This is a genomic window from Paenibacillus sp. M2, from assembly GCF_046713495.1.
Classification (GTDB): domain Bacteria; phylum Bacillota; class Bacilli; order Paenibacillales; family Paenibacillaceae; genus Paenibacillus; species Paenibacillus amylolyticus_B.
Window position 1 is genome coordinate 6,817,516 of record NZ_CP169648.1, and the last position, 12,142, is coordinate 6,829,657.

Here is a 12,142-nt window from a genome sequence, read left to right on the forward strand (position 1 = left end):
GCATTCTCCAATAAACGGGTAAAAATAAAGCAAGACCCGCAAAGATCCTTTACCAGGATCTTTTTGCGGGTCTTGCTTTCATGCTAGAATCTTCCTGATTTGAATATCGAATAGAGCAGGAAAGCCACCATCAGAATCGCCACCAGGAAACCAATCTCAATGACCGGAATATCCCACAGCATCGTGGACTGATGACTGATCGACGAACCGATAATCAGGCCCACCATGATAATACAAAAGGCAAGTAACACAATACTGAAGGACAACCGATTGCTGATCTGATCCATTCTGCGCATGAGTGCATCCAGTTCAGGGACACTGATCTCCAGCCTCAGCTTGCCTTTGCTAATAATGGATGATAATTGCCTTAACTGCCCTGGCAAACCGATGACACTCTCAGCCATATCAGCCGCACTGCGGAACAACCGATTCTTGATTCTTCCGGCGCTGAAACGTTCCTTGATCAGCTTCCGCCCAAAGGGTTCGGCCATATCTACAATGCTCAATGAAGGATCGAGATGTTCAATCACACCTTCCATCGTAAGCAACGATTTACCGAGCAGCAGAATATCCGCAGGCATGACAACCCGGTGCCTCTGAGCTACGCCGAACAAGTCATTCAACGCCTGACCCACACTGATCTTGGAAAAGGGAATATCGTAATATTTGCTACGCAACTTGTCCAAATCCACATGAAGACCACGCAGGTCCATGTCATCTGGCATCATGCCAAGCTTCTCAATCGCCCGGATCATACTGTCTGTATCTTTGCGCATTAACCCAATAATAAGCGAAGCGAGCTGCTGTTTCATCTCATCACTCAGACTGCCCACCATACCGAAGTCTATAAAGGCAAGACGTCCATCCTTTAATACCATCAGATTGCCCGGATGTGGGTCAGCGTGAAAGAATCCCTGAATAAAAATCTGATTTAATAATGAATCCACCAGCCGCTCGGCAATGTTATTCAGATCATGACCGCGTCTGACCAGTTCTTTACGATCATTGAGTTTGATACCTTCGATATACTCCATAGTGAGCACACGGGACGAAGTCTGATCCCAGTAAATTGTCGGGATTTTCACCTTGTTGTCCTGTTGGTATTGCTGTGCAATCTTTTCCGTATTGCGGCCTTCGACCGTATAATCCAGCTCGGCCATCAGTGCCTGAGCATATTCTTCGACCATTTGCGGAATCTGATATTGCTTCACCCAGTCCCAGCGCTTCTCGGCCATGGCTGTCAGTTCACGCAAGATATCCAGGTCACGCTGCACAATACGCGATATGCCCGGCCGCTGAATCTTGATGGCTACCAATTCACCGCTTTGAAGTTTGCCCAGATGCACCTGTCCAATGCTGGCCGCAGCTACAGGGGTATCCTCGAACCGGGAAAAGATCTCCTCCAGCGGTGTATCCAATTCCTGTTCCAAAATACCCCGTGCCGTCTCGGACGAGAACGGCGGGACCTGATCCTGCAACTTCACCAACTCACGAATGACAGACTCAGGCAACAGATCTGCCCTTGTGCTTGCGAGTTGCCCCAGCTTGACGAAAGCTGGCCCCAGCTCCTGCAGCACAAGCCTGATGCGTTCACTCAGCGTTTTGGTGGTGTGTGCTTCACGCGACATCCACCGTCTGGGCAGAGCCAGTAACTGGAACAAACCCAGCTCCTCGACCATATAACCGAAGCCATGACGCACGAGCGCCATGGCAATTTCACGGTATCTGCCGACATGTTTGATTCGCACTGCCATCTACTCGATCTCGTTTCCTTTGAGAGGAGGAGGAACTTCAAGTGGAGCTGGGGATTCATCAGGTTGAAGCTGTGGTGAGTGGCCCAGTTCGGCAAGTTTTTTCTCCAGAACGGCAACGCGCTGTTCCAGACTGGTTACATCACTTTCGGATGCCACACCAGCTTCCTGAAGCACACGCTTGACCTGTTCTTGAATCATTCTCTTGAACTGGCCTTGCTCTTCATCGCCCCGTTCCAGCAGGCGTTCAACCAAAGCTTTGGATTCACCGGGCGCAAGTTCCCCGCGCTTGACCAAATCATCCACGGTTTTCTCAATTTTTTCTTTGCTTACGACAGTAAGACCAAGCCCTAACGAGATCGCCTTTTTGAACAAATCGCTCATTTTTGTCATCCTCCTCTTCGTTGATCTCTATATTATACCCCTTACACCCCGCATGCAAAAATGTCAGTCCGATCAGACGTAACGTGCAGCCCATTTGCCTGCTTGCAGAAGTAACTTGCGGTACGTTTCGTGTGCAAAAGACGGTACATGGTGACCTGGCATCAGATAAACAATACGTCCAACACCATATCGATGAGCCCAAACCGCAGGCTTTGGTCCATCTTCGGATTGATATTCCAGCAATATCTTCGTTTCGGCAAAGGAACCAAACTCGAACTGATACGGCTCTTCTTCCATTGTGAAATTCGTAATGCCCTCCGTCACGGGATGGCTTTCCGCCGTTACAGTGAATTCAAGCGGTGCATACGCCGGATGATGCAGGAACTTGGCACCGATCATCTGTTTGAGCTCATAACGATTTTGGAGCGAAATGCCGTTATGTATAATGACCAGTCCACCTCCATTACTTACATAGGACAACAAACCTGCTGTCTGCTGTGGAGAGACTTTACCCTTCCAATCGTCCATGTATGAGATACATACATCAAATCCGGTTATATTTTCTTGCAGCAGCATATTCCGGTTCTCACTGCACTGCACAGTCATAGTATCATGGAAAATTCGGCTAATCTCCGCATCCACCCCCTGAAGCGGGTGCCAATCCGGATGTGTATAATCACCAAGTAGTAATGCTTTTTTACGATGATCCATTCCATCAATCTCCTTTCTTGTTCACCTCACTGTATCAATCAACTACCAGGGGAGCTTCTCTCCCTTGTAGTCCACATATGCGGGCTGATCTCCTTTAAACTGTTCATGGCGGTCGATAAGTACTGCGATATGCTGTGCAGATTGCTCGGGCGTGAGATCCGCAGCAACATCCAATTCGCCCCTCATATAACTTTGTACCCAACCGGGATGCACAAGCATCACTTGTCCGCCTTCATTCTTCAGACCATTGTGCACAAGACGGGCCTGCATGTTCAAAGCAGCTTTGGACATACAATAGGCATACCACCCATCCCGACTGCATTGCTCTATACTTCCAGCCTCGGAAGAGATATCAACAATCAGCTTGACCTGTCCTTGAAGAAGGAGGGGTAACAGGGAATGAGTCACACGCAGTGTACCTAAGGTGTTCACATTAAATACTTCAGCCATCTCCGCCATATTCAACGGCCCGCGGATATGATCCGTAATACTTCCTAGTATAGCCGCATTATTGATCAGCATATCCAGATGATTCGTATCCAGCTTCAATGTCTCCGTGAACAGAGCTACCGACAGGTCGTCCGCGATATCCAGTTCGATGGCGCGCAGATGGTCAGGATATCCTTCTGCAAGCTTACGAATTCCCTCGGAATCTTCCACGTCCAGACCGGCCGCATACACAAGATACCCTCTCTTCAGCATCTGTGCCGTCAAAGCCAATCCCAATCCCCGGGCAGCTCCCGTTACACATACGGTTCTCATCATGATGTCCCTCCCTCGCATAATGATTCTATTCTTTTATTCATTCCACATATTCATCTGAAAACCTTTAATTCAGAATCGGATCGCCAACTTCACGACCAAAGACTCATTAGGTAAAAGAAAGATTAGAGCCATTCTGCTTATTGAATTCAGCTATCTATTTGAGCTATAAAAAGCTGCTATTATCCCTACATATCTCGCTCCTGCCGATAGACTAGACAGTGCTCCACCCATCTTCGAGCGGCTGCCGGATAAGAGCCCAGATGAACGTGCGTATACCCCGCCACAATGTTGCCTGCGGCATATCCCTCTTGCTTCAAGCCACGTAATCCCTTGGTCTCATACGCATAAGGGATCGTTTCTTCATCACGATAGGTCATTGTGGAATAATGAAATTCATGACCCCGAAGTACTTCACCCTTTTTCAGCAAAAAGGAATCCTGAACGCTACTGGCTTCACGGTATCCAAGCGCAGCCCGCTTCTTCTGCATCTGCACCTGTGCGGGGATAATCCCCGCCATGTGGAAGGTGGCACCCTCGCGGTCGGTCAACGTTTCTCCAAGCACCATGTAACCACCACACTCGGCAAATAAAGGCATGTTGGATTGTGCTGCCTGTCGAAGTCCTTCCAAGAACCCTTGGTTAACGGCAATCTCTGCTGCAAATTCCTCAGGAAATCCACCACCCAAATAGATGCCATCCACATCCGTTGGAATATCTTCACCAGCGAGCGGACTGAAGTATTGTAATCGGGCCCCGGCTGCTTCCAGCAATTCCAGATTATCGGGGTAATAGAAATTAAATGCTGCATCGCGCGCAACGGCAATAACAGGCCGTACCACATATGGTACATGTCGATTATTAACGTTGGTCACTGAATCGGAATGTGAATCGTAATTTGAGCCTGATTCAGCCTGATCTGAATCCGTGTGGGCAGTGGTTGAAGGGCTCATTTCTTCTACATTTAGCGGCGGGGCACTTGCTGCCAGATCCAGCAGAAGATCCAGATTGGTGCCTTCCATCAGCACATCGGCAGCACGTTGGAATAATGGTTCCAGTTCGCCGCGCTCAATGGCAGGCACCAGTCCCAGATGTCTCTCCGGGATAGACATGTCTTCGTCCCACTTCAGCCAACCAACCACCGGAATGCCACACATCTGCTCAATGGCTTTTTTCACTATGGTATAATGACCCGCACTTCCACAACGGTTGACAATCACTCCGGCAATATGTAATTCAGGCTCCAACTGTTGAAAACCTAGTACAATTGCAGCTGCACTGCGAGCCATGCTGCGTACATCCACGACCAGGATCACAGGGGTTTGCGTGACCAGAGCAATCTCTGCAGTTGAGCCTGTATTGCTGAGTGGATCTTTGCCATCGTAGAGGCCCATAACGCCCTCAATAATGGAAATATCGTGTCCCGCCGATGCCTTCCTGAACGTATCTCTCACATACTCAGGCGATGTCATCCATGCATCCAGATTACGTGACGGTCTGCCCGTGACGGCGGTATGGTATGTCGGATCAATATAGTCCGGGCCGCATTTGAACCCTTGTACACTCAAGCCACGCTGAGCTAGTGCTCTCATTAGCCCCAAAGTTACTGTCGTTTTCCCTGCACCACTTCCGGTGCCTGCAATGATCAGTCGGGGTCTGGCGTTACGATCTGCAATGGTCATCGTCATATTCACCTTTTCTTCGAGATAACAGAAACTTCTGATCGAAGCACTATCAAGGATGTACATTCGTGTTTTAGTTGTAACGTATACATTCTATAATCTAAACAAAACCGCATCATATAGCGATGCGGTTAAGCTTAATGCACACTTTTTATTCATGAAGCGACGCCAAAAGCTTTTTGTCGAACTGATCTAAAAGCAGGCCACTAATCTCTAATCTTGACCGCACGCCCTGCTGCAAAGTAACGTCCAAGCTCAACGATGAGTGCTCCCATCTTCTCTTCCTCCGGAATGACCAGTGCCTCAATGCCTTCTTCACGCATGGAGTTTGCGGTAACTTTACCTACAGACGCCGGAATTACACCTTGTCTGAAGGCTGCAAGCAACGGCTCAAGCTTGTCCTGGGAGGCCGCATATTGCGTCAGAAATCTGACCTGCGGCCCACTTGTGAACGCAACAGCATCTACTTCGAAATTTAGAATTTCATTCAATAACTGTTCCAGTTCTGCCTCTTCTGGCGGTACATGGCGGTAAGGAAGCACTTGTCTGACGATTGCACCTTGTTCTTCCAACCATGCAACGAGTTTGGGAGCTGTCTCCCCATGAAGCTGCAACATAACTTTTTTCCCTGCGAGATCATGTGGGGTGAATTCTCGAATGAGCCCGTCCGTACTACCGTCATCATCTCGTACCAGCGGTGTTAACTTGCGCTTTTTGAGCGCATTCACCGTCTTGTATCCCCTTGCCGCAATGGAGGATTCCGATAATACATCCAACAATTGGCCTGCCACTTCCATATCCTCAGCCATTTCAAATAATGCATCCAATCCCATACCCGTAGTTAATACCGCCCAGTCTGGCGGGTCTGAGATCCAGGATACCAGCCCATCCCTGATACTCCGATCATCCAGGAATACGGTCCCCTGTGCCGGTCGCACAAGCGGGATTCCACCCATTTTTTCAACCAGTACGGACATTTCTTTCGACTTTCGTGGTCCTGTCAATGCTACACGCACACCTGCCAAATGTTGAGCCATTCATGTTCCCCCCGTTAGTTCAGCCGAATGTTCATCAGTCTGACTACAGTATACAGGGTACTTCTGCGAAGGGAAACTGTGTTTTCCCTCTTTTTGCCCGTTCATCTATAAGGATTTTTGATGGAATGCATCAGGAAGGCTGGAGTTCTCCGCCATGAGAATCTTTCCGCCTTTTCTCTCCATCCTTCTCCGAATCAGCCGATTTTTGTTCCGGCTCATGTTTCTCTTTCTTGGACTGGTCTCCCGATCTCTGTTGGGTAGATTCTTTTTTATCCTTTTTGCGAGGACGAAGGAAAAGAAACAGCACAATAGGGAACAACACTTCAAAAACAATGGCAATCCATGTCCATTCCCGAGTGAAGCGATTGAGCTGAATGGCATTTCGGAAGAACCAGAATGCACAGACAAATCCGACGAGGGCAATCGGGCCTGTCAATACCTTTCCCGATACGTTCGAAATCATTCGCTTCAATCCCCAGCAGACAAAGTACAGGTCAAATGCAATCTTCGTGATCATGGTAGGCAAGGTTGCCGCTGCCAGCGCAAGGTCAAACCGATCCAAGAAGTCACTGATTTGCAATTGTCTTGCCAGTTCATAGGAGGGATACACCAACCTTGAAGCGATAGGAACTCCAATGGAGGTAATGGTCTCAACAAGGATTAGCATCATCAACAAGGCTGACAATATAATGCCTGACACAACCGACTTAAATCGAAAATCACTGCCCTTGATAACAAAAGGCAATGCAATCATCTCTCCGTAAAACGAAAATATGTACCAACTCCCCTTGCCAACTCCCGCAACATCAACGTGGAAATACGGCATCAGGTTATCCATATTGATCTGTTGAATGAGCATGAAAGGCACAATCACGGAGTTTAAGAGAAACAATGTCACATACAACTCCGACATACCGATCAAGGAGCCGAGCCCACCTCTGACGATAAAAACTCCCATAACGATCAGTGATAACGCAATGATGGAGATCGGTGTGGTCTCTAACAACGTTATGCTGATATAATCACCCGTTAACCGGATATCCCTCGCAAACACAAAGAAAAAAAATAGAATGTACATCAATCCTGCGAGCCTTCCCAAAAAGGGAAATCGCCCAGCAAGGGCTTGAAATAGATCCTGATCCGGAAATCTCCGCTGAACCCGACTTAACATCCACATGGATGCGAGCATCACCACGACTACAGGTATGTACGAGAGATAAGCGTGTTGTTCCGCATAGTAGATAGCTTGCGCGTGTGGCTGAATTAACGTACCTGAAATACTGAGCAGCAGTACGAGCAGGATCATTTGACGGTGTGTCACTCTCTGATTCATGAATTACCTCCTTTCCCTCTCGCGAATTCGCAAACCGAATGTTTGCTGTCCATAGCTTATGGCATTGGCAGTAAGCGCTGGATAACGTGGCTTATCCATACCGACACATATAAGGTTTTACTCAGATGGGTTACATAGAACCAAATGCCCGTCCCCAATAAAATCAGGCCATAAGATAGCCATCGATTAATGACAGCCGCTTGTTTCAAATGTCTGAAATCCATGATGATCACCACGATCGCCATGGCCAAGTAGGTATATAACAGCGGCTTAATCATGCACAATGTCCTCCTCCACTACGCCGATAGGTTTATTGCTCACCCCTACATTTTCGATAATGACATGGGGGGTAACCGTTACCTTGACTTCAGGATATATGTCATTCCATCGATCCTTCATTTTGTCCCACTCCGCTGGCAAATGTTGATGAATGGACCGCCCAACTCCAAGAATGTCGGCGTGGTATTTCTCCTGCACCAGACGGACACCTTCGTCGATGTCCGATTTGATTTTCTCGTGAATCGCTTCATTTAACTTCACAATCTCGTTCTCACGCCGATCACCATAATTGGATTCGTTATCTACAAGAACACCCTTTGCATATAGCTCAATGTTCACGACCACCTTGTCATCTTTGATATATGGATGTAGTGAGGCGTTGTTCTCGTTCAGCTTGATGAATATATTTCCTTCTCCGCCAGGGGCTTTGACCATAATTTCTGGCGCATTGGCCTCTCCCATAGCCAGAATCAATGCATCTGCTGGAGCCTTATCAATCATGCCAACCAGCTTGTCTTTTTTGAAAATGGCCAATCCATCCAACTTAATGTTTGATTTGGGGTCCTTCCAACCTTCTGGAACATTGCTCACTTTCGAAGCAACCGGCAGGAATGGATCCACACCATCACTAAGAATGGCATCAATAAATGTTTTAAGTGATCGTGGATTCCGCATGTTTAGGAAGCACAACTCGCGCACCATCTCGGATGGGAACTTCTCTATAGGGGCATCCGTATCCATGACTTTATATGCCGCGCCTTTCGTCACAACTGGTAATGCAGAGAATCGGTTGAGCGGGTAGCGCGTAAACAAATCAAGCATCGGAGCCACGCCGTCCCGGGCGAGATCCTCTCCAATAAGCATGGTACGGCGGTGTGCATAATAAATCTTTCGTGAGAGTGATTTTTGGCCTTCAAGTGTAGTCCCTCTGAGTGTCTTCGCGGTATTGGACAACATGAACCACGATTTATCCCCGCTTGTCCCCCCGCCACCTCCAGAACTCCCGGTAGAACCGGATTGTCCAGGCAGAGCAATCTGGAGACTGGATCTGTAATTGTCCTGCTCCTTATCAACAGCTATACCAATCACAAAGGCAATATCATTAATTTCCTTACGATCCCAACAGCCTGCTATGAAAATGGTACATAGCAGTAACATCAACACATTGCGGAATTTACGAATAAGAAACATGGGTTCACCATCCTTCCTCAGCTTCAGGCGAACCATTGATCTTGTCTTTCATCCGTTTCTGGTTATCCTGAACCGTAGAAGGACGATTGATCATTTTCCACCATGGCACACGAATAAGAATATCCTTGGTATCTGTCTTACTGTACGGGCTAAGACCTGACAGATAAGGTACACCAAACGAAGTCATCTGTGTCAGATGCACCGAGATCAGGACCAAGCCGATGACGATGCCATATAGTCCAAGCATACCCGCCAATAACATGATCGGAAATCTCAATAGGCGTACGGTAATCGCAAAGTTAAACCGCGGTATCGTAAAGGAAGCTATGCCTGTCATGGATACGATAATAACCATCGGTGCAGACACAATCCCCGCCTGAACTGCGGCCTGCCCGATCACGAGCGCACCGAGAATACTGACTGCTTGACCAACTGTTTTCGGTAACCTGACCCCCGCTTCACGGAGGGCTTCGAACGATAGCTCCATGATGAGGGCTTCCACCAAAGCCGGGAAAGGGATGGCTTCACGAGCCCCGGCAATACTGAGTATCAGTGTCGTAGGTAACATATCCTGATGAAATGTGGTAATGGCGATATACAGCGCTGGAAGGAAAAGTGCAATAGCTACGAACAGAAACCGTATCCAACGCAACAGATTACTGATGAAGAATCGTTCATAGTAATCCTCACTGGCCTGAAGCATCTGCCACATCGTGACTGGCGCAATTAACGCAAAGGGAGTTCCGTCTACCAAAATGGAAAATCGTCCTTCCAACAAGTTACCTGCTACTGTATCCGGGCGCTCGGAATAGTGCATCTGTGGGAATGGAGAATACGGGTGGTCTTCAATCAGTTCCTCAATATAACCCGTCTCCAGAATGCCATCGATCTTTATTTTTTCCAGACGTTTCTTAACATCTTGAATCGTTTTTGGATCGGCAATACCTTCCAGGTAGGTCAGCACAATATCTGTCTTGGTGTCTGTTCCAAGAGTCATACTCACCATCTTGAGAGCAGGTGTTTTCAGCTTGAATCGCAATAAGGCCGTATTCACACGGAGCGTTTCAGTAAATCCCTCCCGCGGTCCCCGAATCACGGATTCCGTCTGCGGTTCCTCCACACCACGTCTGACGCCACCTTTGACATTGAACATCCAGGCTTTGTTACTTCCATCGACCACCAGAAGTGCGGAGGATGCCAGCACCCCTTCTGTCGCAGCAGCCCAAGTATCCACTCGCTTCACCTGTGTCAGCTCAACGGTTGTATCATCCAGTGGAACATCAGGTTCATCTGTACGCTGCTGCACCAGCCCTTGAATAATCGGCCGCAGCATGTGTTCCTGGATATCAGCCGAATTAACAATACCTTCGATGTAGACGAGAAGTCCTTTCACTTCAGGCGTAATCATGACGTTGCGAAAAACCACATCCGAGCATTCGGAGAAGATCTCCTTTACCGCCTGAATCTGAATTTCATGTACTGCACTAATCGGCTGCCGAAGAAAAGGCGGGGACGGCAGTCCTAAAGGAATATGTTTTTTTTCTTCTGAAGCTCGTCCCGGTTGTCGGGACTTGTGTTTCCCAGATGTTTTGTCCGCCATATGCCGCCCCTCCGTTCTTGTTTTTATACAAGGTAGCTTGTGCCAGACAGCTGGGAATTATGTGGTCTTTTTTGCAAAATTACGATTAAATTCTCTGAGTTCAGACAGCAAAAAGGCCTCTGTATTTAACAGAGACCTCTGGGATGTTCCAAGTTCTATAGGTACTTATAAGTTAATCCGCAAAATAATCTTCAGGCACATAACGAATCTCCGACTTCGCATAGATGCTTAGCGTGTGACTCTCCCTGTCGTACACAACCCGCTCACCTTCTACGTAGTACCAGTGTTTCAAAAGGGGCTGGTCCTTACGTTGGACGAAACGAAATACGTTCAGTTCTTGTCTAAGCTCCATTATCTGTTCCACAATCTGCTCGTCCAGACCCGTAACGGTAAATATGAAGCCTGTACCTTCCTGTTGGAACCGATAGGACAGCGCATCTGTTTTGCTATTAGCTAATCCTCGCCCGGTCACCGCATGTTTAACCATAAACCATTCCTGTTGCGCCATACGTGTATACCCTCCTTCATCTTGGAGTTCATTTCATCAGCCATCTACGGCAAATCAATAATCATATAGAACGTATCTTCGTTTCCTTGCAGTTCGATTGAATCCCGCTGTTCCACACGAGCCGTGTCGCCTTCGTTCAAGAGGTACTCTCCATCCAACCCCAGCTTGCCTTCGATGGAGAAAATGTACATCCGGCGGCCCGAATCCTGATTAAAGGTTAACGTTTTGTCTTTGGCTAATCGTCCAAGATAGATCGTCATATCCTGATGAATGGTCGCAACTCTTGGTCCCCCAACTGGGGATACAATCGGCACGAGTGCTCCTACCATTGCCGCTGGATCAAATGATGTGGTCTCATACGAGGGCTCCAACCCTTTTGTCTGTGGCATGAACCAGAGCTGAAGCAAACGTACTTCTTCGGTATCGGATGCATTATGTTCGGTATGAATCATGCCACTGCCTGCTGACATCCGCTGAATACCACCAAAGCCTGTAACGGCTACATTCCCCAGGTTATCTTCATGTCGCAACTTGCCGTTCAGTACGATGGATACAATCTCCATGTCACTATGTGGGTGAGCCCCAAAACCGCGACCAGGAGCAATCACATCATCGTTAGCTACCCGCATGGGTCCAAACGCCGTATTCTCCGGGTCCTGGTATTCTCCAAAGGAAAAGCTGTGACTGCCACGAAGCCAACCTCGATCGAAGCTGGAGCGGGAATCGGATGGAATGATGTTAATCATAAGATGCACCGTCCTTATTTTTTCTTAGTAGCATACTTATTCTCATTGTAACAAAACTCAGGCATGTCGTCCAAACGAAAAAAGCTCTCTACCGATCAGCCCGGTTCGCAAATCAATTCCCGAACCGGCCTGGCCAATAAAGAACCTCGTCACAGGAC

The 12,142-nt window shown here is 48.0% G+C and carries 12 protein-coding genes; all 12 read right to left on the bottom strand.

The genetic code is table 11. From position 1 onward, the window contains the following. Nucleotides 1-83 precede the first annotated feature (83 nt). Nucleotides 84-1,754, bottom strand: a complete 1,671-nt coding sequence (locus ACETMN_RS30990; protein WP_192134889.1) for an ABC1 kinase family protein — start codon at nucleotides 1,752-1,754, stop codon at nucleotides 84-86. Beyond that, nucleotides 1,755-2,135, bottom strand: a complete 381-nt coding sequence (locus tag ACETMN_RS30995) for a phasin family protein (RefSeq protein WP_091012767.1) — start codon at nucleotides 2,133-2,135, stop codon at nucleotides 1,755-1,757. Between the two features lie 72 nt (nucleotides 2,136-2,207). Next, nucleotides 2,208-2,846, bottom strand: a complete 639-nt coding sequence (locus ACETMN_RS31000; RefSeq protein WP_210109272.1) for a ThuA domain-containing protein — start codon at nucleotides 2,844-2,846, stop codon at nucleotides 2,208-2,210. Between the two features lie 42 nt (nucleotides 2,847-2,888). Beyond that, nucleotides 2,889-3,611, bottom strand: coding sequence for an SDR family oxidoreductase (locus ACETMN_RS31005; RefSeq protein WP_223199797.1), 723 nt, complete (start codon nucleotides 3,609-3,611; stop codon nucleotides 2,889-2,891). Between the two features lie 185 nt (nucleotides 3,612-3,796). Then, a complete protein-coding gene (locus ACETMN_RS31010) occupies nucleotides 3,797-5,290 on the bottom strand; it encodes a cobyrinate a,c-diamide synthase (protein WP_411735504.1) in 1,494 nt (497 codons plus the stop codon). Between the two features lie 206 nt (nucleotides 5,291-5,496). Beyond that, entirely contained in the window at nucleotides 5,497-6,327 is an 831-nt protein-coding gene (locus ACETMN_RS31015) for a uroporphyrinogen-III synthase (protein ID WP_091012762.1), read from the bottom strand. A gap of 130 nt (nucleotides 6,328-6,457) precedes the next feature. Continuing rightward, nucleotides 6,458-7,660, bottom strand: coding sequence for an endospore germination permease (locus tag ACETMN_RS31020; protein ID WP_105600229.1), 1,203 nt, complete (start codon nucleotides 7,658-7,660; stop codon nucleotides 6,458-6,460). A 56-nt stretch (nucleotides 7,661-7,716) separates the two neighbouring features. Next, nucleotides 7,717-7,938: a hypothetical protein gene (locus ACETMN_RS31025; protein WP_091012758.1), complete on the bottom strand. Its 222-nt coding sequence runs from the start codon at nucleotides 7,936-7,938 to the stop codon at nucleotides 7,717-7,719. Beyond that, nucleotides 7,931-9,130: a Ger(x)C family spore germination protein gene (locus tag ACETMN_RS31030; protein WP_179198397.1), complete on the bottom strand. Its 1,200-nt coding sequence runs from the start codon at nucleotides 9,128-9,130 to the stop codon at nucleotides 7,931-7,933. The genes ACETMN_RS31025 and ACETMN_RS31030 overlap by 8 nt, the downstream gene beginning before the upstream one ends. Nucleotides 9,131-9,134: 4 nt before the next feature. Further along, nucleotides 9,135-10,730: a spore germination protein gene (locus ACETMN_RS31035; RefSeq protein WP_091012755.1), complete on the bottom strand. Its 1,596-nt coding sequence runs from the start codon at nucleotides 10,728-10,730 to the stop codon at nucleotides 9,135-9,137. Between the two features lie 172 nt (nucleotides 10,731-10,902). Continuing rightward, nucleotides 10,903-11,238: a hypothetical protein gene (locus ACETMN_RS31040; protein WP_091012754.1), complete on the bottom strand. Its 336-nt coding sequence runs from the start codon at nucleotides 11,236-11,238 to the stop codon at nucleotides 10,903-10,905. Between the two features lie 44 nt (nucleotides 11,239-11,282). Further along, a complete protein-coding gene (locus ACETMN_RS31045; RefSeq protein WP_411735505.1) occupies nucleotides 11,283-11,984 on the bottom strand; it encodes a pirin family protein in 702 nt (233 codons plus the stop codon). Nucleotides 11,985-12,142 lie beyond the last annotated feature (158 nt).

Excerpts from the sequence above, each read along its gene's own strand:
- ACETMN_RS31030 (WP_179198397.1), bottom strand. The coding sequence starts at position 9,130 with ATGTTTCTTATTCGTAAATTCCGCAATGTGTTGATGTTACTGCTATGT.
- ACETMN_RS31005 (WP_223199797.1), bottom strand. The coding sequence starts at position 3,611 with ATGATGAGAACCGTATGTGTAACGGGAGCTGCCCGGGGATTGGGATTG.
- ACETMN_RS31025 (WP_091012758.1), bottom strand. The coding sequence starts at position 7,938 with ATGATTAAGCCGCTGTTATATACCTACTTGGCCATGGCGATCGTGGTG.
- ACETMN_RS31040 (WP_091012754.1), bottom strand. The coding sequence starts at position 11,238 with ATGGCGCAACAGGAATGGTTTATGGTTAAACATGCGGTGACCGGGCGA.
- ACETMN_RS31015 (WP_091012762.1), bottom strand. The coding sequence starts at position 6,327 with ATGGCTCAACATTTGGCAGGTGTGCGTGTAGCATTGACAGGACCACGA.
- ACETMN_RS31020 (WP_105600229.1), bottom strand. The coding sequence starts at position 7,660 with ATGAATCAGAGAGTGACACACCGTCAAATGATCCTGCTCGTACTGCTG.
- ACETMN_RS31000 (WP_210109272.1), bottom strand. The coding sequence starts at position 2,846 with ATGGATCATCGTAAAAAAGCATTACTACTTGGTGATTATACACATCCG.
- ACETMN_RS31045 (WP_411735505.1), bottom strand. The coding sequence starts at position 11,984 with ATGATTAACATCATTCCATCCGATTCCCGCTCCAGCTTCGATCGAGGT.
- ACETMN_RS30995 (WP_091012767.1), bottom strand. The coding sequence starts at position 2,135 with ATGAGCGATTTGTTCAAAAAGGCGATCTCGTTAGGGCTTGGTCTTACT.
- ACETMN_RS31010 (WP_411735504.1), bottom strand. The coding sequence starts at position 5,290 with ATGACCATTGCAGATCGTAACGCCAGACCCCGACTGATCATTGCAGGC.
- ACETMN_RS31035 (WP_091012755.1), bottom strand. The coding sequence starts at position 10,730 with ATGGCGGACAAAACATCTGGGAAACACAAGTCCCGACAACCGGGACGA.
- ACETMN_RS30990 (WP_192134889.1), bottom strand. The coding sequence starts at position 1,754 with ATGGCAGTGCGAATCAAACATGTCGGCAGATACCGTGAAATTGCCATG.